The 19,313-nt window shown below is 69.2% G+C and carries 13 protein-coding genes; all 13 read left to right on the top strand.

Annotated features, from left to right (window positions below; translation table 11 throughout):
* Positions 1-98 precede the first annotated feature (98 nt).
* A complete protein-coding gene (locus AC07Y4_RS05895) occupies positions 99-1,580 on the top strand; it encodes a DUF4178 domain-containing protein (RefSeq protein WP_354345976.1) in 1,482 nt (493 codons plus the stop codon).
* Between the two features lie 60 nt (positions 1,581-1,640).
* Positions 1,641-1,859: a DUF350 domain-containing protein gene (locus AC07Y4_RS05900; RefSeq protein ID WP_062473571.1), complete on the top strand. Its 219-nt coding sequence runs from the start codon at positions 1,641-1,643 to the stop codon at positions 1,857-1,859.
* On the top strand, positions 1,856-3,412 hold the full coding sequence (locus AC07Y4_RS05905) for a polyamine aminopropyltransferase (RefSeq protein WP_370680733.1): 1,557 nt from the start codon (positions 1,856-1,858) through the stop codon (positions 3,410-3,412). The genes AC07Y4_RS05900 and AC07Y4_RS05905 overlap by 4 nt, the downstream gene beginning before the upstream one ends.
* Positions 3,413-3,529: 117 nt before the next feature.
* Positions 3,530-5,140 carry an FAD-dependent oxidoreductase gene (locus AC07Y4_RS05910; protein WP_487847696.1) on the top strand — a complete coding sequence of 537 codons (1,611 nt, stop codon included), beginning with the start codon at positions 3,530-3,532 and terminating at the stop codon, positions 5,138-5,140.
* Positions 5,137-6,255, top strand: a complete 1,119-nt coding sequence (locus tag AC07Y4_RS05915) for a saccharopine dehydrogenase family protein (protein WP_487847695.1) — start codon at positions 5,137-5,139, stop codon at positions 6,253-6,255. Before AC07Y4_RS05910 ends, AC07Y4_RS05915 begins: the two co-directional genes overlap by 4 nt.
* Entirely contained in the window at positions 6,252-6,635 is a 384-nt protein-coding gene (locus tag AC07Y4_RS05920) for a DoxX-like family protein (RefSeq protein ID WP_487847694.1), read from the top strand. Before AC07Y4_RS05915 ends, AC07Y4_RS05920 begins: the two co-directional genes overlap by 4 nt.
* Positions 6,632-7,108, top strand: a complete 477-nt coding sequence (locus AC07Y4_RS05925) for a DUF2269 family protein (RefSeq protein ID WP_487847693.1) — start codon at positions 6,632-6,634, stop codon at positions 7,106-7,108. Before AC07Y4_RS05920 ends, AC07Y4_RS05925 begins: the two co-directional genes overlap by 4 nt.
* A gap of 124 nt (positions 7,109-7,232) precedes the next feature.
* Positions 7,233-13,241 carry an alpha-2-macroglobulin gene (locus AC07Y4_RS05930; protein ID WP_487847692.1) on the top strand — a complete coding sequence of 2,003 codons (6,009 nt, stop codon included), beginning with the start codon at positions 7,233-7,235 and terminating at the stop codon, positions 13,239-13,241.
* 21 nt (positions 13,242-13,262) lie between these two features.
* Positions 13,263-15,584 (top strand): penicillin-binding protein 1C, encoded by a 2,322-nt coding sequence (gene pbpC, locus AC07Y4_RS05935; RefSeq protein WP_487847691.1) that lies wholly within the window; start codon positions 13,263-13,265, stop codon positions 15,582-15,584.
* 74 nt (positions 15,585-15,658) lie between these two features.
* On the top strand, positions 15,659-17,011 hold the full coding sequence (locus AC07Y4_RS05940; RefSeq protein ID WP_487847690.1) for an esterase-like activity of phytase family protein: 1,353 nt from the start codon (positions 15,659-15,661) through the stop codon (positions 17,009-17,011).
* Between the two features lie 150 nt (positions 17,012-17,161).
* A complete protein-coding gene (locus AC07Y4_RS05945; RefSeq protein WP_370680729.1) occupies positions 17,162-17,470 on the top strand; it encodes a DUF3649 domain-containing protein in 309 nt (102 codons plus the stop codon).
* Complete coding sequence (locus AC07Y4_RS05950) at positions 17,467-19,119, top strand: PepSY-associated TM helix domain-containing protein (RefSeq protein WP_487847689.1); 1,653 nt, start codon at positions 17,467-17,469, stop codon at positions 19,117-19,119. The genes AC07Y4_RS05945 and AC07Y4_RS05950 overlap by 4 nt, the downstream gene beginning before the upstream one ends.
* Positions 19,119-19,313, top strand: a 195-nt coding sequence (locus tag AC07Y4_RS05955; RefSeq protein WP_495274298.1) for a DUF3325 domain-containing protein, incomplete at its 3' end; no start/stop codon positions are given. The genes AC07Y4_RS05950 and AC07Y4_RS05955, both read left to right, overlap by 1 nt.

The following is a 19,313-nucleotide window of genomic DNA, read 5'->3' on the forward strand; positions in this document are numbered from 1 at the left end:
AATGTTTTCGATAGCGACTGACGCCCGCCCAGCGGGTGTCAGAGGCCTTTTGGGCTTGAATCATTCGTGGCCGGCCGCGCCATCGCACCCGGTGCGCCATGGCTGAGGAAACCGGCTCCCAACGCTACTACCGCGCGCCCTGCCCCGGCTGCGGCGCGCCGGTCGAATTCCGCTCGGCGCAATCGACGCACGCGGTCTGCCCGTATTGCCAGAGCACCGTCGTGCGCCAGGGCGACACGCTCGCGCGCACCGGCAAGATGGCCGAGCTGTTCGACGACTTCAGCCCGCTGCAGCTGTTCGCCGCCGGCCGCATCCAGGACAAGCCCTTCACGCTGATCGGCCGGCTGCAGTACACCTACCCCGGCGGGCGCTGGACCGAGTGGATCGCCGCGCTCGACGGCGACCGCACCGGCGTCCTCAGCGAGGACAACGGCGCCTACGTCTTTGCGCTGCCCTTCGACCTGCAGCGCGCCGCGCCGCCGCCGGCCGACCTGCGCGTGGGCGCCACCACCGCCTTCGCGGGCCAGAGCTACACCGTCGCCTCCAACGAACAGGTGGCGCTGACCTCCGCGCAGGGCGAACTGCCGCACCTGCCCGAGCTCGGCCAAGCGTTCGCGATGGTCGAGCTGCGCAACGACAAGGGGCTGGTGCTCAGCATCGACTACGGCACCGCCCCGCCCACCGCGTACCTCGGCCGCTCGGTGCAGCTGGACGACCTGCAGCTCACCGGCCTGCGCGACGAATCCGCGAAGGACGAGAAGGGCCGCAGCTTCAACTGCCCGAATTGCGGTTCGCCCGTCACGGTCAACCTGGCCGACAGCAAGAGCATCACCTGCGGTTCGTGCAACAGCATCATCGACCTGTCGCAAGGCATCGGCGGCGAACTCAAGCACGCCGAGCAGAACGAGCCGGTGCGCCCGCTCATCGCGCTGGGCAGCGTGGGCCAGCTGCAGGGCGCGCAGTGGCAGGTGGTGGGTTTCCAGCACCGCATGGGCCAGGAGCCCGGCGACGACGAGCAGTTCGGCTGGGACGAGTACCTGCTGTACAACAAGAAGCGCGGCTTCAGCTTCCTGGTCGATGCCGAAGACGGCTGGAGCATGGTCAAGCCGACCACCGGCGCGCCCGTGATGGCCGAGAACGGCACCACCGCCACCTACCTCAACAAGCGCTACCAGCAGCAGTACGCCTACAACGCCGAGACCACCTACGTGGCCGGCGAGTTCTACTGGCAGGTCGAGCGCGGGCAGAAGACCTTCAACCGCGACTTCGCCAGCGGCGGCGCGCTGCTCTCGATGGAGCGCTCGGCCAACGAGCTGACCTGGTCCTCGGGCAGCAAGATCGACAGCGGCGCCGTGGCCACGGCCTTCAAGCTCGACGCCAAGAAAGACCTGTTCTCGCGCGGCGACGCGCTGCCCGTGAGCGCCGCGTCGGGCATGGGTTGCGGCACGATCATCCTCGTCATCGTGGTCATCCTCTTCGTGCTGATCATGATGAGCAACTGCAGCGGCGGCTCCTCGAGCGGGTACCGCAGCTCGGGCGGTTCGTACGGCGGCTACTCGAGCGGCGGCGGCCACAAATGACGAAGATCGCGCGCAGGCGCTCTCTTGTTTCTCTCTTTATTGCTACGACTGGAGGTCCCCATGGGAATTGAATGGCTGAAACCGGGCGTGGTCCTCGGATCGCTCGTGTATGCGCTGATCGGCGTGGTGGTCTTCTGGATCTGCTTTCTGATCATCGACAAGATCACCCCCTATGACCTGTGGGGCGAGATCGTCGAGAAGCAGAACAGGGCGCTGGCGCTCGTCGTGGCCGCCATGTGCCTCGGCATCAGCGTCATCGTGGCCGCAGCCATCCATTGAGCGACGCGGCCCTGCCCGCGCGCACCCCGGATGCGCGGGGGCCGCAACCCGTGGAGATCGCGCTGCTCGCCAGCGTGTTCGTCGTCGCGGCCTGCGGCCTCGTCTACGAACTGAGCGCGGCCGCGCTGAGCTCCTACCTGCTCGGCGACTCGGTGCTGCAGTTCAGCACCATCATCGGCACCTACCTGTTCGCCATGGGCGTCGGCTCGTGGCTCTCGCGCTATTTCGACCGGCAGCTGCCGGCGCACTTCCTTCGCATCGAACTGCTCGTGGCGCTGATCGGCGGCGCGCTGCCGGCGATCCTGTTCCTGGCCAACGCCTACGTGCCGGGCGCGTTCCGGCTGCTGCTGTACGGCCTCGTGGTGGTGGTGGGCACGCTGGTGGGGCTCGAGATTCCGCTGGTGATGCGCATCCTCAAGCGCAACATCGTGCTCAAGGACCTCGTGTCGCAGGTGCTGACCTTCGACTACCTGGGCGCGCTCGCCGTGTCGGTCGCGTTCCCGCTGATCCTCGTGCCGCAGCTGGGCATGATCCGCACCGGCCTGCTGTTCGGCGTGATGAACGCCGCGGTGGCCGTGTGGGCGCTGTGGCTGTTCCGCCATGAACTGCGCCGCGCCGGCGCGCATGCGGTGGCCTGCTTTCTCACGCTGGCCGCGCTCATCGGCGCCTTCTGGGGCGCCGACCACATCACCACGCTGGCGGAAGACAAGTTCTACCAGGACCGCATCGTCTTCAGCGCCAGCTCGCCCTATCAGCGCATCGTGGTCACGCGCGGCGCGCTGGGCCACCGGCTGTTCCTCAACGGCAACCTGCAGTTCGCCGAGCGCGACGAATACCGCTACCACGAGGCGCTGGTGCACCCCGCGATGGCCGCGCATGGCGCGCCCAAGAAAGTCGCCGTGCTCGGCGGCGGCGACGGCATGGCGGTGCGCGAGATCCTCAAGTACCCCTCGGTCGAGTCGGTCACGCTGGTGGAGCTCGACCCGAACATGACGCAGCTCTTCACCACGCACGAGACGCTGGCCGCGCTCAACGGGCACGCGCTGTCGTCGCCGAAGGTGAAGGTGGTCAACACCGACGCGTTCCAGTGGCTGCAGCAGGAGGGCGACACCTTCGACGTCATCGTGGTCGACTTCCCGGACCCCACCAACTTCGCCATCGGCAAGCTCTACACCAACAGCTTCTACGCGCTGCTCGACCGGCGCCTGTCGGCCAGCGGCTACGCCGTGATCCAGACCACCTCGCCGCTGGTGGCGCGCAAGAGCTACTGGACCGTGGCGAGCACCATCGAGTCGGTCGGCCTGAAGGCCACGCCGTACCACGCGCACGTGCCCAGCTTCGGCGAATGGGGCTACATCATCGCCAGCCACCGGCCCTACCGGCAGCCCGACGCGCTGCCGGGCGGCATGCGCTTTCTCACGCCGGCAACGCTGCCCCTGATGTTCGACTTTCCGCTCGACATGGCACGCGTGCCGACCGAAGTGAACCGCCTGTCGAACCAGACCCTCGTCACCACCTACGAACAGGAGTGGGGCAAGGTCATGGCTCACTGATATGGCTCGCCCCCAGGCTGCGCGCACTTCGTGTCGCTTCGCCAACCCCCTGCCGGGGGCAACACCTGCGGCCCGGCAAAGCCGGTTCCGCGGTGTTCCACGAAGGAACCGTGTGCCATGAGGCGCCGTGGCTTTCTTGGCGTCGCTGCCGGTGCAGGCGCCCTGGCGCTGGCCGGCTGCGAGGCGCCACCGCCGGTCATCGAAGGTGGCTTCACCGGCATCGATGTCGCGCGCGGCCACGCGATGCGCGACGGCACGCTCAAGTCGCAGGCCCCGGCCACCGTCAAACGCACCCGCGTCGTCATCGCGGGTGGTGGCGTTGCCGGCCTGGCGGCGGCGCGTGCGCTGCGCCTCGTGGGCATCGACGACTTCGCGCTGCTCGAACTCGAAGACACCGCCGGCGGCAACGCGCGCGGCGGCTCGGTCGGCGGCATCGCCTGCCCGCTCGGCGCGCACTACCTGCCCACGCCCGGCGACGACGCGCACGAGGTGCAGGACCTGCTCGAAGAACTCGGCCTGCGCCGTCGGGTGGCGGGCCGCTGGACCTACGACGAGCGCCACCTCTGCCACAGCCCGCAGGAGCGCCTGTTCTTCCGTGGCGAATGGCAGGACGGGTTGCTGCCCGTGCACGACGTGGGCGCCGGCACGCAGGCGCAGTACCGCCGCTTCGCGCAGCGCATCGACGCGCTGCAGCACGCCGCCCACTTCGCCATTCCCACGCTGCGCTTCGCCGTCACGCCCGAACTGCTCGCGCTCGACGCCGTGCCCTTCGCGGGCTGGCTCGACCGCGAAGGCTTCGACGACGCCCACCTGCGCTGGTACCTCGACTACTGCTGCCGCGACGACTACGGCGCCGGCATCGCGCAGGTGTCGGCCTGGGCCGGCATCCACTACTTCGCGAGCCGGCACGGCTTTCATGCGCCCGGCGACGCGAGCGGCAGCGTCAATGACAGCAACCCCGATCGCGACGGCGTGCTCACCTGGCCTGAAGGCAACGGCTGGCTCACCAAGCAGCTGGCCGCGCCGCTGGGCGGGCGCCTGCACACCGGCCAGGTCGTCACGCGCATCGCCGAAGGGCGCGCGGGCGTCGAGGTCGACGCGTGGGATGCCGCCTCGAAATCGAGGGTGCGCTGGCAGGCCGAGCGCTGCATCGTCGCGCTGCCCGTCTTCATCGCCGCGCGCGTGGTCGAGAACCCGCCGTCGCTGCTGACCAGCGCCGCCGCGCACGTGCGCTACGCCCCCTGGCTGGTCGCCAACGTGCACCTGCGCGGCCCGCTGGCCGACCGCGTCGGCGCCGCGCCGAGCTGGGACAACGTGATCTACGGCACGCGCGGCCTCGGGTATGTCGATGCGCGCCACCAGACGCTCGACCCCACGCCGCGCGGCACCGTGCTCAGCTGGTACCGCCCGCTGGGCCCGAGCAGCTACGACACCGGCGACGGCCGCCAACTGCTGCTCGAGCGCCCGTGGACCGCATGGCGCGACGAGCTGCTGGCCGAGCTCTCGGTGCCGCACCCTGACCTGCCCGCGCTCGCCACGCGCGTCGAAATCACGCGCTACGGACACGCCATGTCGATCCCGCGACCCGGGCTGCTCGCGCAGATCGGCGCGCACGGCGACCGCGTGGCCGCGGGCCGGCTGTCGTTCGCGCACGCGGACTGGTCGGGCTATTCGATCTTCGAGGAAGCCTTCACGCGCGGCCACATCGCCGGAGCGAACCTCGCATGAAGACGCTGGTGCTCGGCGGCTATGGCAACTTCGGTGCGCGCATCAGCCGCGCACTGGCGCAGGACGCGGGCATCGAGCTGTACGTCGGCGGGCGCGACCTCGAACGGGCCACGGCCTTCGCGCAGTCGCTGGGCGGCAGTGCACGCGGTGTGCGCGTCGATGCGCAGTCGCCCGACCTCGCGCAGGGGCTGGGTTTTCTGGGCGTGGACCTCGTCATCCACACCGCCGGCCCGTTCCAGGGCCAGGACTACCGCGTGCCGCAGGCCGTGGCAGCCGCCGGCGCGCACTACATCGACCTGGCCGACGGCCGGCGCTTCGTCTGCGACTTTCCCGCCGCGATGGACGCGGCCTTCCGCCGCGCGGGCCGCACCGCCGTGGCCGGCGCCAGCACCGTGCCGGCGCTGTCGTCGGCGGTGGTCGATCACCTCACCAACGGCTGGCAAGGCATCCGCAGCATCGACATCTGCATCGCGCCGGCACAAGGCGCACCGCGCGGCGAAGCCACGCTCGCGGGCGTGCTCGCCTATTGCGGCGCGCCGATCCGCGTCTGGCAGGGCGGACGGTGGACCGAGCAGCCCGGCTGGGCCCATCCCGCGAAGGTGCAGTTCGCGCGCATGAAGCCGCGCCGCGGCGCCTTGTGCGACATCCCCGATCTCGAACTCTTTCCGGCGCGCTACGCCGGCGTGCAGTCGGTCATGTTCCGCGCCGCACTCGAAGTCGGCCTGACCCAGCACGCCTTCGCCTTCCTGGCCTTCCTGCGCCGCGCAGGCCTGCTGCGCGCACCGCAGAAGCTGGCGCCGCTGCTGCACGCGACGGGCGGCGTGTTCGATGCGTTCGGCACCGCGCTGGGCGGCATGGTGGTGCGCGTCGAAGGCACCGATGCGCACGGCGCCATCGCGCGCCGCGCCTGGCACATCGCGGCGGACGACAACCACGGCCCCGAGATTCCCTGCATGGCCGCCATCCTGCTGGCCCGCCGGCTCGCGCACGGCGAGGCGTTGCCGGTGGGCGCGCACGCCTGCGCCGGCCTGCTCGCGCTGCCCGAGTTCGACCCCGAGTTCGCGCGCTGGGGCATGGTGACGGATGTGATCGACGAAGGGGCGTCCGCGCCATGACGCCCCCTGCTGCCGACGGCGACGACCGCCTGCTGCGCCTGAGCCTCGTCGCCGTCTGGCTCTTCACCGCCGTCGCCAGCATCGTCGAGCTCGACGGCCAGAGCCGCCGCGTGCTGGCCGATGCGGGCATCGCCTCGCCGCCGTGGCTGGTGCAGGCGCTGATCGTCGGCGGCGCGGCGGCCGATCTTGCGATCGGCCTGGCGCTGTGGCTGCGACCCGGCCGCACCGTCTACCTGGCCGCCTTCGCCCTGATGCTCGCCATGACGCTCGTGGCGACCGTGCTGCAGCCAAGCCTGTGGCTGCACCCGCTCGGCCCGCTGCTCAAGAACCTGCCCATCGCCGCGCTGCTCTGGCATCTGTACCGACGCGCCACGCCATGAACACCTACCTCGTCCTCAAGTGGCTGCACATCGTCTCCAGCGTGCTGATGGTCGGCACGGGGCTGGGGTCGGCCTTCTACATGTTCTTTGCCAACCGCAGCGGCAGCGTGCCGGCACAGGCGGTGGTGAGCCGGCTGGTGGTGCGCGCCGACTGGTGGTTCACCACGCCCACGGTGATCCTGCAACCGGTCACCGGCTTCGCGTTGGCGCACCTGGCGGGCTGGCCGCTGTCGACGCCGTGGCTCGCACTCTCGCTGGGGCTGTTCGCGTTCGCGGGGGCGTGCTGGCTGCCAGTGGTGTGGCTGCAGATCCGCATGGCGGCCCTGGCGGCGCAGGCGCATCGCGAGAGCACCGCGCTGCCGTCGCTGTATCTGCGCTACCAGCGCTACTGGGAACTGCTCGGCTACCCGGCCTTCGTGGCCATGGCCGTCGTGTTCTGGTTGATGGTGAACAAGCCCGCACTTTCGTTCTGACGTTCGAGACGGGCCGGTGCGCGGGCCCTGTGCGGTTTTCACGCAGACTTCACACACAGCGCCATGGCTTCACAGACCGGGCAGAGACTGTCAGGCGCCAACAAAAAACATCGGGGGAGCGTCCATGCTTCAAGTTGCCAATCGAAAACTCGCGTCGCTCAGCGACGTGCTCTTCACCGGACTGGGCCGCGTGCTCGGGTTCCTGCGTCCGCTGGCACGCGGACTCATCGGTTCCTGGCGACCCCCGGGGTGGCTGCGCATCGTGGGCGCCTTTCTTCTCTTCGGGCTGCAGTGGCTGCAGCAACGGCTGGCCTGGGTGGTGCTGCTGGCGTTGCTGGTGCTGGCCGGCTGGTTCGCGAGCCCGCAGGTGCTGAAGTGGTGGCACGGCCTCACGCCCGACCGCGTCGAGCCCGTCGTTTCCACCGCGCAGATCGTGGCGCCGCCGCGCACGCAGATCGAAAACGACAAGGGGCCCAACCCGGTCGTCATCAACTTCTCCGCCTCGGTCGCGCCGATCGCGCGCATCGGCCAGGAGGCGACCGGCGTCAGCATCGAGCCTGCCATCGCCGGGCGCTGGTCGTGGAGCAGCCAGAAGAAGCTCGAATTTCTTCCCGCGCAGGACTGGCCGGTCGGTCAACCCTACAAGGTGCAGCTGGCGAAGGACGCGCTCGCGCCGCACATCGAGATCGAGCAGCGCAAGTACGAGTTCACCTCGCCCGAGTTCAGCGCGCGCATCGCGGGCGCGGAGTTCTACCAAGACCCGGTGCAGGCCAACGTGCGCCGTGCCCTCTTCCAGGTGCGTTTCTCGCACCCCGTCAACACGGCAGAGTTCGAAAAGCGCCTGGTGCTGACCTATGACCAGGCCTGCGGCACCTCGATCTTCAGCGTGGGCAAGTGCGCGAGCGAGAAGTTCACCGTCAGCTACGACAAGCTGCGCCTCACCGCCACCCTGCAGTCCGAGCCGCTGCCCATTCCCGAGAAGACGCGCCCCGTGGTGCTCAGCCTCACCTCCGGCGCGGTCGCGCAGAAGGGCGGCCCCGGTCAGCGCAGCGACCTCTCGCGCGCGGTCGACATCCCCGGCCTTTTCAGCCTCGACATCTCGAGCATCGACCCCACCATCGTCACTGGCGAGAACGGCGAGCCCGAGCATGTGATGCACGTCACCGCCTCGATGCCGGTGCACGAGCGCGAAATGGCGCGCGTGGTGCAGGCCTGGCTGCTGCCCGCCACGGAAGAAGCCAAGGGTGACCCGGAAGAGAAGTTCGACTGGTCCGCCGACCCTTCGAAGGTCACCGACGCCGTGCTGCGCCGTGCGAAGAAGATCAACCTGCAGCCCATCGCCAGCGAGCGCGAAGTGACCGAGATGGTCAGCTTCCGTCTCCCGCAAGCCGAAGGCGGCCGCTACCTGCTGGTGCGCGTGGCCAAGGGCCTGAAGACGCCGGGCGGCTACCAGCTCGGCGCGGCGCGGCAAGACGTGCGCCTGCTCAAGACCTTCGCGCCCGAACTCACCATCATGAGCCAGGGTTCGCTGCTCGCACTTTCCGGTGAACGCAAGCTGCCGATCCTGGTGCGCGACCTGCCCGGCATCCGCCTGGAAATCGGACGCCTGCTGCCGCAGCAGTTGCAGCACCTGGTCACGCAGACCAACGGCGACTTCGCGCATCCGCAGTTCAACAGCGGCCTGCAGTCGGACAACCTCGTCGACCGCTTCCAGAAGGAAATTCCGCTCAGCATCCCCGCCGGCAAGGCGCACTACGAGACCGTCGACTTCGCGCAGTACCTGCGCAGCGACGTGGCCGACCGCCGCGGCGTGTTCCTGCTCAAGGTGCAGGGCTTCGACCCCAAGGCCAAGAAGAAAGCCGAAGGCGATGCCACGCAGGCGCAGCCCGAAGAAGAGCAACAGGAAGAACAGCAATCGGAAGGCGAAGGCGACCCCGAAAGCGGCAATCCCGAAGACCAGAAGGACCAGCGCCTGGTGCTCGTCACCGACCTGGGCATCGTCGCCAAGAAGTCGCTCGACGGCACGCGCGACGTGTTCGTACAGAGCATCGCCAACGGGCAGCCGGTGGCCGGTGCGCTGGTCGAGGTGTGGGGCCGCAACGGCATGATCGTCGCGTCGCAATCCACCGACGCCACGGGCGCCGCCAAGCTGCCCAACCTGGCCGGCTACCAGCGAGAGAAAGCGCCCGTGGTGCTGGTGGTGCGCAAGGACGGCGACCTGAGCTTCCTGCCCTTCAACCGCAGCGACCGCACGCTCGACATCTCGCGCTTCGACGTCGGCGGCCTGCGCGCGGCCGGCGTGCCGAACCAGATGACCGCGTACGTGTTCAGCGACCGCGGCATCTACCGCCCGGGCGACACGATGCACATCGCGATGATGGTCAAGGCGGGCAACTGGGCCACGTCGCTGCGCGACCTGCCGCTCGAGGCCGAGATCATCGATGCGCGCGGCCTCAGCGTGCGCCGCGAGAAGCTCAAGCTCGGCCCCGGCGGCGCGGCGGAAATCGCCCACGCCACGCAGGACACCTCGCCCACCGGCAACTACACCGTCAACCTCTACCTGCCGCGCGAATCGTCGCCCGGCAACCCCGAGGTGCAGGGCCTGCTGATCGGCAGCACCACGGTGAAGGTGCAGGAGTTCCTGCCCGACCGCACCAAGGTCGTCGCCAAGCTCAGCAGCGAAGTCGCCGAAGGCTGGGTCAGGCCCAAGGACCTGAAGGCGCTCATCGACGTGCAGAACCTCTTCGGCACGCCCGCGCCCGACCGCAAGGTCGAAGGCACGCTCACGCTGAGCCCGGCCTTCCCGGTGTTCCGCGCATTCGCCGACTATGCCTTCTTCGATCCGCAGCGCGCCACCGAGAAGCAGGTCGACGACCTGGGCAGCGTGCAGACCAGCGCCGAAGGCAAGGCCGAGTTCGACCTGCGCCTCTCGCGCTTCGATGCGGCCACCTACCAGGTGCACGTGCTCGCCAAGGCCTTCGAGCCCGAAGGCGGGCGCAGCGTCTCGGCCGAGGCGCAGACGCTGGTGAGCGACATGCCCTACCTCGTGGGCGTGAAGGTCGATGGCGACACCAGCTACGTGAGCAAGGGCGCCGCGCGCAATGCCACCGTGATCGCGATCGACCCGCAAGCGAAGAAGACGGCCGTGGACGCCCTGAAGATCGAGCGCGTGGAGCGCAAGGTGCTGTCGGTGCTCGTGAAGCAGGACAACGGCCTCTACCGCTACGAATCGCGCAAGAAGGAAATCGTGATCGACGAGAAGCCGCTGGCCATCGTCGCGGCCGGCAACACCATTGCGCTGAACACCTCCACGCCCGGCAACTTCGCCTACGTGGTGCGCAATGCCGGCGGACTGGAGCTGAACCGTGTCGAGTACAGCGTGGCGGGCAACGCGAACGTCTCGCGCTCGCTGGACCGCAACGCCGAACTGCAGCTCACGCTCGACCGCAAGGACTACGAGCCGGGCCAGGAGATCGAGGTGAGCATCCGCGCGCCGTACGTGGGCGCCGGCCTCATCACCATCGAGCGCGACAAGGTCTACGCCCACGCGTGGTTCAAGACCGACAAGACCGCCTCGGTGCAGAAGATCGTGCTGCCCAAGGACTTCGAGGGCACCGGCTACATCAACGTGCACTTCGTGCGCGACCCCGCCTCGGACGAGGTCTACATGAGCCCGCTGTCGTACGGCGTCGTGCCCTTCGCCACCAGCCTGGCCAAGCGCACCGCGAACCTGCAGCTCACCAGCAGCGAACTCGTGAAGCCCGGGCAGACGGTGAAGATGAAGCTCACCAGCGACAGGCCCACGCGCGCCGTGCTGTTCGCGGTGGACGAAGGCATCCTGCAGGTGGCGCGCTACAAGACGCCCGACCCGCTCAAGCACTTCTTCCAGAAGCGCGCGCTCGAGGTGGGCACCTTGCAGACGCTCGACCTGATCCTGCCGGAGTTCAAGAAGCTCATGCAGGGCGCCGCCCCCGGCGGCGACGGCGAAGGCGAGCTCGGCAAGCACCTGAACCCGTTCAAGCGCAAGCGCGACAAGCCGGTGGCCTACTGGTCGGGGCTGGTCGATGTGAACGGCAGCCGCGAGTTCAGCTACACCGTGCCCGAGAGCTTCAACGGCAGCCTGCGTGTGATGGCCGTCGCGGTGAACGACGAGACCACCGCCGCCAAGAGCACCCGCACCGTGGTGCGCGGCGACATGGTGATATTGCCGAACGCGCCGCTCGCAATGGCGCCCGGCGACACGGTCGAAGTGGGCGTGGGCCTCGCGAACAACATCGTGGGGTCGGGCAAGGACGTGCCCATTGCGCTCACGCTCACCGCCTCGGGCGGGCTCGAAGTGGTGGGCGATGCGACGCAGACGCTCAAGGTCAACGAGCGCGGCGAAGCGAGCACCAGGTTCAACGTGCGCGCCAAGCCGGGCGAGCAGGCGGTGCTGGGGTCATCGGCGCTGGTGTTCACCTCGACGCACAAGACCTTCAGCGCGCGCCTGTCGACCGAAGTGAGCGTGCGGCCCGCATCGCCGTTCGTCACGCTGGTGCAGGCGGGCAGCTTCCAGCGCGCGGGTGAGCTGAGCAGCAAGGCCGACCTGTACCCGAACTTTCGCAAGAGCGATGTCGCGGTGTCCGCCGCGCCGTGGGCCTTCGCGACCGGCCTGATGCAGTACCTGGAGGTGTACCCGCACGGCTGCACCGAGCAGATCACGAGCCAGACCTTCCCGGCGGTGCTGCTGTCGGGCCGACCCGAGCTGGTGAAGGAAATGGCGCGTGGCCGCACGCCCGAGCAGGGCCCGATGCCCGAGGCGCGCAAGACCTTCGAGCGCTACCTCGTGCAACTGCGCGCACGGCAGACGGCCGACGGCGGCTTCTCGCTGTGGCCCGGCGCGGGCACCGATGCCTTCGCCACGCTCTATGCGGTGCACCTGCTCATCGAAGCCAAGGACCACAAGCTGCCCGTGCCGCAAGACCTGCTGCAGAAGGCGAACACCTACCTGCAGGGCTGGCTCGGCAGCGGCGACACCTCGCTCGACGGCTGGCGCCAGCGCACGCAGGCGGCCTACCTGCTCACGCGCCAGGGCATCATCGCGCCGGCCGCACTGGCCAACCTGCGCGAAGCGTGGCGCAACAAGCAGACCCAAGGTTGGAGCGACGACCTCGGCGCCGTGTACCTCGCCGCGAGCTACCAGCTCGTGAAGCAGGAGCAAGTGGCCAACGAGCTGCTCAACCCGGTGTGGTCCGACCTGCTCGCGCGCACCGAGAAGAAGCAGCGCCGCAACGTGTGGGGCGCGTACTACGACCCGCTGGTGCACGACAGCATGACGCTGCACCTGGTGGGCCGCCACTTCCCTTCGCGCCTGAAGACGCTGAAGCCCGACGTGTGGGAAGGCATGGGCGCGATGGTGCGCGACGGTTGGTACAACAGCCTGTCGTCGGCCTCGATGCTGCTCGCGGTCGATGCGTACTTCGAAGCGGTGGCGCAGAACGTCGAAGGCAAGCTCACCGCGCAGAGCGTCAACGCGCAAGGGCAGGCCGCGGCACTCGCGCTGGGCTCGGTGAATCCGATCACGCGTGCCGCGGTGCCCGCCGGCACGGCCAAGCTCAAGCTGTCGAACGACAGCGACTTCAACCTGTACTACAGCTGGGCCGAACAGGGCTTCGAGCGCAACGTGCCCACCACGCCGGTGAACCAGGGCCTGGAGATCTTCCATGAAGTGCTCGATGCCAAGGGCAACCCCATCACCAAGGCCAAGCTCGGCGAAGAGGTCACCGTGCGGGTGCGCGTGCGCAGCCTGGAGCGCGCACAGCTCAACGATGTGGCGCTGGTCGACCTGCTGCCAGGCGGCCTGGAGCCGGTGCTGCAGGCCGTGGGCGACGACCAGGAAGCCAATGCCGACGCGCCGATCTGGAAGAAGCGCCTCGGTGGCGGCGGCTCGTGGAAGGTGCAGTACGCCGACATCCGCGAAGACCGCGTGGTGTTCTACGGCGCCGTCGACAAGAACCTGCTCGAAGTGACCTACAAGGCGCGTGCCACCAATGTCGGCGACTTCGTGGTGCCTGCGGCGTATGGCGAGGCGATGTACGACCGGCGCGTGTATTCGCGCTCGGCGGGTGCGCGCTTCCAGGTCGTCGCGAACTGACGCCAGGCAGCGGAGGCCGTCATGCGCTTGAGCGTGAAGTTGGGAAGGCTGCGCAAGCCTGCGCTGTGGGCGCTGGCGGTGGCCTTCCTGCTCGCGCTGCTGCGTCTCTGGCCGCACGCGCCCCTCAGCGAAACCGTCGGCAGCTCGCGCGCCGTGTACGCGCAGGGTGGTGAACTCTTGCGCCTCACCCTCGCAAGCGACGAGCAATACCGCCTCTGGGTGCCGCTCGACCGCATCTCGCCGACGCTGGTCGATGCGGTGCTGCTGTACGAAGACCGCCGCTTCTACGCGCACCCCGGCGTCAACCCTGCCGCGCTCGTGCGCAGCGCGTGGCGCATCGCCAGCGGCGAGCGCAGGCAGGGCGGCTCGACGCTCACGATGCAGCTGGCACGGCGCGTCTACGGCATCGACAGCCGCACGGCCATGGGCAAGATCGCGCAGATCGGCGCGGCGCTCTGGCTCGAGGCGCGCTTCAGCAAGCGCGAGATCCTCGAGGCGTACCTCAACACCGCGCCCTACGGCGGCAACATCGAAGGCGTGCAGGCCGCGAGCCTCATCTACTTCCGCAAGGACGCCGCCAAGCTCAGCCTGCCCGAGGCGCTGACGCTCGCGGTGATTCCGCAGAACCCCGTCAAGCGCATCGCCGAGCGCGGCCGCAATGCCGAACTGCAGTCGGCGCGCGAACGCCTGTGGGCGCTGTGGGCCGAGCGCGATCCGACCGCGAAGCAGCACGCGCCGGATGCACAGCTCGCGCTCTCGGCACAGTCGCGCGGCAGCCTCCCCTTTCTCGCGCCGCACGCCACCGACATGCTGCTCGCGCAGGAGCGCGGTGTGCAGGAAGTGCGCACCACCATCGACCTGCGCATGCAGGCCACGCTCGAACGCGTGATGGGCCAGTACCTGCGCACGCACGCCGACGTGGGCATGACCAACGCGAGCGCACTGCTGCTCGACGCCTCGACCATGCAGGTGCGCGCGCTGATCGGTTCGGCCGACTGGCACAACGACGCCATCGCCGGGCAGGTCAACGGCACGCAGGCCAAGCGCTCGCCGGGCTCCACGCTCAAGCCCTTCATCTACGCACTCGCGCTCGACCAGGGCTTGCTGCATCCGAAGACGATGCTCAAGGACGCACCGACCTCCTTCGGCCCCTACACGCCCGAGAACTTCGACCACCGCTTCGCCGGCCCGCTGCCCGCGCAGGAGGCGCTGATCCGCAGCCGCAACATCCCCGCGGTGGCGGTCGCCGCGAAGCTGTCGAAGCCGGGGCTCTACGACTTCATGCGGCTCGCGGGCGTGCAGAAGCTGCAGAGCGAATCGCACTACGGCCTTGCGCTGGTGCTGGGCGGCGGAGAGGTCACGCCCGAGGAGCTCGCGGGTCTCTACGCCACGCTCGCGAACGGCGGCATCTCGCAGCCGCTGCGCTACACGCAGCCCGCGCCCGACGAGCGGCCGGTGCAGCCGCTTCGCCTCTTGAGCGAAGAGGCCTCGTTCATCACGCTCGACATGCTGCGCCACACGCCGCGCCCCGACACCACGCTGCCCGCGCGTCCCGCCATTGCATGGAAGACGGGCACGTCGTGGGGCTTTCGCGATGCGTGGACCGCGGGCGTGTTCGGCCGCCATGTGCTGGTGGTGTGGGTCGGCAACTTCGATGGCACGAGCAACCCCGCGCTGGTGGGCGTCGATGCGGCTGCGCCGCTGTTCCTGCGCATGGTCGATGCGCTGCGTGCGGAGCGGCTGGATCCCGGCGAGATCGCGACGCGCCAGCCGCCCGATCTGCGCCAGGTCGAGGTGTGCACCGCGACGGGCGGGCTGCCCGACGCGCTGTGCCCGGTGCGCACCACCACATGGTTCATCGCCGGCAAGTCGCCGATCCAGGTCAGCAACCTGCACCGCGCCGTGTGGGTCGATGAAACGACCGGCAAGGTGGTGTGCGGGCCGCAGCCCAATGCGCGCCAGCAGGTGGTCGAGCAATGGGGCAGCGACATGCGCCGGCTGTTCCGCCAGGCGGGCCTGCCGCGCGCAAGCCTGCCGACCGACGGCTGCGAGAAGGGCGAGGCTGCGGAGACGGCGCCGCTCATCACATCGCCCTTGCGCGGCGTGCGGCACACACTGCGCGTGAAGAAGCCCGAGCCGCTTGTGCTGCGCGCCGAAGCGGCGGCGGGCACGCAGACGATCTACTGGTTTGCCGATGACGCACTGGTCGGCAAGGCCGCGCCCGGCGAAGGCATCACCTGGATGCCGGACATGGCCGATTCAGGCCGGCGCTACGTGCTGCGCGCGGTCGATGACCAGGGCCGCGCCGAGTCGCGCGAAGTGACGGTGGACATCGCACCTTGAGCTGAGCGGATGTCACGGCGGCGTCACGCCTGCCCGGCAAGGTCACGCGTTTTCGACTGAAAGCTTTTTCGTTCATGACGCGCTTCGCTTCCCTCTCTCTGGTCGCCCTGGCCACCGCCTTCGCCTGCGGTGGCGTTGTGGCCCAGACCGCCTTCCCCGCCACGCTCTCCGGCCACGCCGTGCTGCCCGCGCAGAGTTTTGTCGCCGCACCGAAAGACGCGCCGGCCGACCTGCAGGTGAGCGGCAAGTTCACCTCGGGCAAGCGCGTCGAGGCGCTGGGCACCGTCGAAGGGCTCTCGGGCGGCCGCGGCACCGGCGTGTCGGTGCCCTTCAAGGGCCAGCCGCTGCAGGGGCACTCGGGCATCAAGAAGATGGACGACGGCTCGTTCTGGGTGCTCACCGACAACGGCGCCGGCGCGAAAGCCAACTCGCCCGACTTCATGCTCTACCTGAACCACTACAAGGTGGACTTCAAGAGCGGAAAGTTCAACCGCATCAACACCATCTTCCTGCACGACCCCGACAAGAAGGTGCCGTTCCGCATCGTTCACGAAGGCACGAAGCAGCGCTACCTGACGGGTTCGGACTTCGATCCCGAGAGCTTCCAGTTCGCCAGCGGCGCGCTGTGGATCGGCGAGGAGTTCGGCCCCTTCCTGATCAAGGCCGACCTGAAGGGCAAGGTGCTCGCGGTGTTCGACACGCAGGTCGACGGCAAGGCCGTGCGCTCGCCCGATCACCCCGCGGTCACCACGCCGGGCGCACCAGGCGGCGCTGTCGATTTCCAGATCAAGCGCTCCAAGGGCTTCGAAGGCATGGCTTCGTCCAAGGACGGCAGCAAGCTCTATGCGCTGCTCGAAGGCCCGGTGTGGAACGCCGAGGCCAAGGACTACGAGAAGGTCGACGGCAAGGAAGCGCTGCGCGTGCTGGAATTCGACGCCGCAACCGAAAAGTGGACGGGCCGCCACTGGAAGTACGTGCTCGAAGCCAACGGCCACGCCATCGGCGACTTCAACATGATCGACGGCACCACCGGCCTCATCATCGAGCGCGACAACGGCGAAGGCACGAGCGACAAGGCCTGCCCCGAAGGCCAGAAGCGCACCGACTGCTTCCACGACATCGCGAAGTTCAAGCGCGTCTACAAGGTCGAGCTGAGCGACGCGAACGTGGGCGGCGCGGTGCGCAAGATCGGCTACATCGACCTGCTGAACATCGCCGACCCGAACAAGCTCGCGCGCAAGCCGCTGAACGACGGCGTGCTGAAGTTCCCGTTCTTCACCATCGAGAACGTCGACGTGGTGGACGCCACGCACATCGTGGTCGGCAACGACAACAACCTGCCCTTCTCCACCAGCCGCGAGCCGAACAAGGCCGACGACAACGAGCTGGTGCTGCTCGAAGCCGGCGCGCTGCTGCAGGCGAAGTAAGGCGCCGCGCGCCTTTCAAGGCCCCGCTCGCGGGATGGGCGGGGGGCGAGAAAAACCGAGAAGATGAGTATGATTCTCATTCTCCAGGTTTCCTCTCTCCCTCTGTCCCATGAATTTCCGAACGACCTCGCACGTCGTCCGGCGCCCGTCGTGAGCGCCGGCCTCCGCTACCGGATGGGCGTCGCGTCGCGGGCCGTCGCTGCCATTGCGGGCGGCTACGGCGTCGCCGCGCTGTCGGCCGCCGTGCTCGCGCTGGGCCTGCCTGCCCTCTTCGGCATGGCGCGCAGCGAAGCCGCGCTGACCGGCACGCTGGCCTCCTTCCTCGTCTACGCCGTGGCCGTGATGTGGGTCTTCGCGGCGCGCTCGGCGTGGCGCGCCTGGACCGGCCTCGCCATCGCGGCGGCGCTGCAGGGCCTGCTGTTGCTGCTGTGGACCCAGGGCGGCGGAGGTGCCGCATGAAGGAAGGATTCCGTCAGTCGATGGCCTGGCTGCACACCTGGTCGGGCCTGCTGGTCGGCTGGGTGCTCTTCATGGTGTTCGCGGCCGGCACGGCCTCGTACTTCAAGGACGAGATCACCTTCTGGATGAAGCCGGAGCTGCATGCCGTGACGCCTGGCACGGTGCCGCAGCCGGTGGCCGCCGACAACGCGCTGGGTTTCATGCAGCGCCACGCGCCCGATGCCACGCGCTGGTTCATCACCCTGCCCACCGAGCGCGAGCCCGGCGTGAGCCTGCTGTGGGCCAAGCCGCCGCCGCCACCCGGTTCGCCGCCCGTGGACCGGCGCCGCAGCTTCGACCGCGCCATGCTCGACCCGGCCACGGGCCAGGCGATCACCGCGCCGCGCGAGACGCGCGGCGGCGAGTTCTTCTACCGCCTGCATTTCGACCTGCACTACATGCCCGCGCTCTGGGCGCGCTGGATCGTCGGCTTCTGCGCGATGTTCATGCTCGTGGCCATCGTCAGCGGCATCGTCACGCACAAGCGCATCTTCAAGGACTTCTTCACCTTCCGCCCGAAGAAGGGCCAGCGCTCGTGGCTCGACGCGCACAACGTCACCGCCGTGCTCGCGCTGCCGTACCACGCCATGATCACCTACACCGGGCTGGTCACGCTGATGTTCATGTACATGCCGTGGGGCCCGCAGGTGGCTTACAAGGCGCACGGCGGCAACGACACCTTCTTCGCCGAGGCCTTCCCGGGCGGCGTGCGCACGCAGATCAAGGCCTCGGGCACCAAGGCCGCGCTGGCGCCCCTCGCGCCGATGGTGGCGCAGGCCACGGCCCACTGGGACGGCGCGCCCGTGGGCCGCATCGTGGTGCACCAGCCGAACGACGCCAACGCCGTGGTCTCGCTCACGCGGGCCGAGGGCCGGCACCTGTCGTACGAACAGCCCTCCATGCAGTTCAACGGCACGACCGGCGCGCTCATCGGCACCTTCGGCGACGTGCCCAAGGCCGCGGCCGAGACGCGCGGCGTGCTCTACGGCCTGCACATCGGCCGCTTTGCCGATCCGCTGCTGCGCGCGCTGTTCTTCGTCTCGGGCCTGGCGGGCTGCCTGATGGTGGCCACGGGCCTCTTGCTGTGGGCCGTGAAGGAACGCCAGAAATACGCCAAGACCCTCAAGCAGGGCGGGCGCATCGGCGTCGGCCTGCGGCTGGTCGACGGACTGAACCTCGGTGCGATTGCCGGCCTGCCCGTGGCGATGGCTGCCTTCTTCTGGGCCAACCGCCTGCTGCCGGTCGACGTGGCCGGCCGCAACGAGGCCGAGATCCGCTGGTTCTTCATCGTCTGGGGCGCCACCGCCGTGCTGGGCCTGCTGCGCCCGACCCTGCGCATGTGGCAGGCGCAGCTCGCGCTCGGCGCGCTGCTGTTCGCGCTGCTGCCGGTGCTCAATGCCTTCACCGGCCCTGCGCCGCTCACCGTGAGCCTGCGCACCGGCCCGAGCTCGGTGGCGGGCTTCGACCTCGTGGCGATCGCGCTCGGCCTGGGGTTGGCGGGTGCGACCTGGCTGGTGGAGCGCAAGCGCCGCAAGGCTTTGGCGGCGCCCAAGAAAGCCGTCAAGCCAACGCCGCCGACCGAACTCGCCGCGTCGGGTCAGGGATCGTGATGCCGCTGCTCGGGTTGGTGTTCGCCGCCTCGCTGGCCGGCTTCTGCGCGCTGAGCCTCGCGATGGACCGCCACAGCGAAGACGTCTTCGGCCGCGGCCACACGCCCGGCGCCTGGCGCCGATGGCTGCAGCTCGGGGGCGCGGCGCTGCTGTGCCTGTCGCTGTGGGCCAGCCTGGAGGCGGCGGGCGGGTCG

The sequence above is a fragment of the Variovorax sp. GW460-12-1-14-LB1 genome (assembly GCF_059423605.1).

Coding starts and splice junctions, on each gene's coding strand:
- AC07Y4_RS05895 (WP_354345976.1), top strand. CDS start 99: ATGGCTGAGGAAACCGGCTCCCAACGCTACTACCGCGCGCCCTGCCCC.
- AC07Y4_RS05900 (WP_062473571.1), top strand. CDS start 1,641: ATGGGAATTGAATGGCTGAAACCGGGCGTGGTCCTCGGATCGCTCGTG.
- AC07Y4_RS05910 (WP_487847696.1), top strand. CDS start 3,530: ATGAGGCGCCGTGGCTTTCTTGGCGTCGCTGCCGGTGCAGGCGCCCTG.
- AC07Y4_RS05915 (WP_487847695.1), top strand. CDS start 5,137: ATGAAGACGCTGGTGCTCGGCGGCTATGGCAACTTCGGTGCGCGCATC.
- AC07Y4_RS05920 (WP_487847694.1), top strand. CDS start 6,252: ATGACGCCCCCTGCTGCCGACGGCGACGACCGCCTGCTGCGCCTGAGC.
- AC07Y4_RS05925 (WP_487847693.1), top strand. CDS start 6,632: ATGAACACCTACCTCGTCCTCAAGTGGCTGCACATCGTCTCCAGCGTG.
- AC07Y4_RS05930 (WP_487847692.1), top strand. CDS start 7,233: ATGCTTCAAGTTGCCAATCGAAAACTCGCGTCGCTCAGCGACGTGCTC.
- pbpC (WP_487847691.1), top strand. CDS start 13,263: ATGCGCTTGAGCGTGAAGTTGGGAAGGCTGCGCAAGCCTGCGCTGTGG.
- AC07Y4_RS05940 (WP_487847690.1), top strand. CDS start 15,659: ATGACGCGCTTCGCTTCCCTCTCTCTGGTCGCCCTGGCCACCGCCTTC.
- AC07Y4_RS05950 (WP_487847689.1), top strand. CDS start 17,467: ATGAAGGAAGGATTCCGTCAGTCGATGGCCTGGCTGCACACCTGGTCG.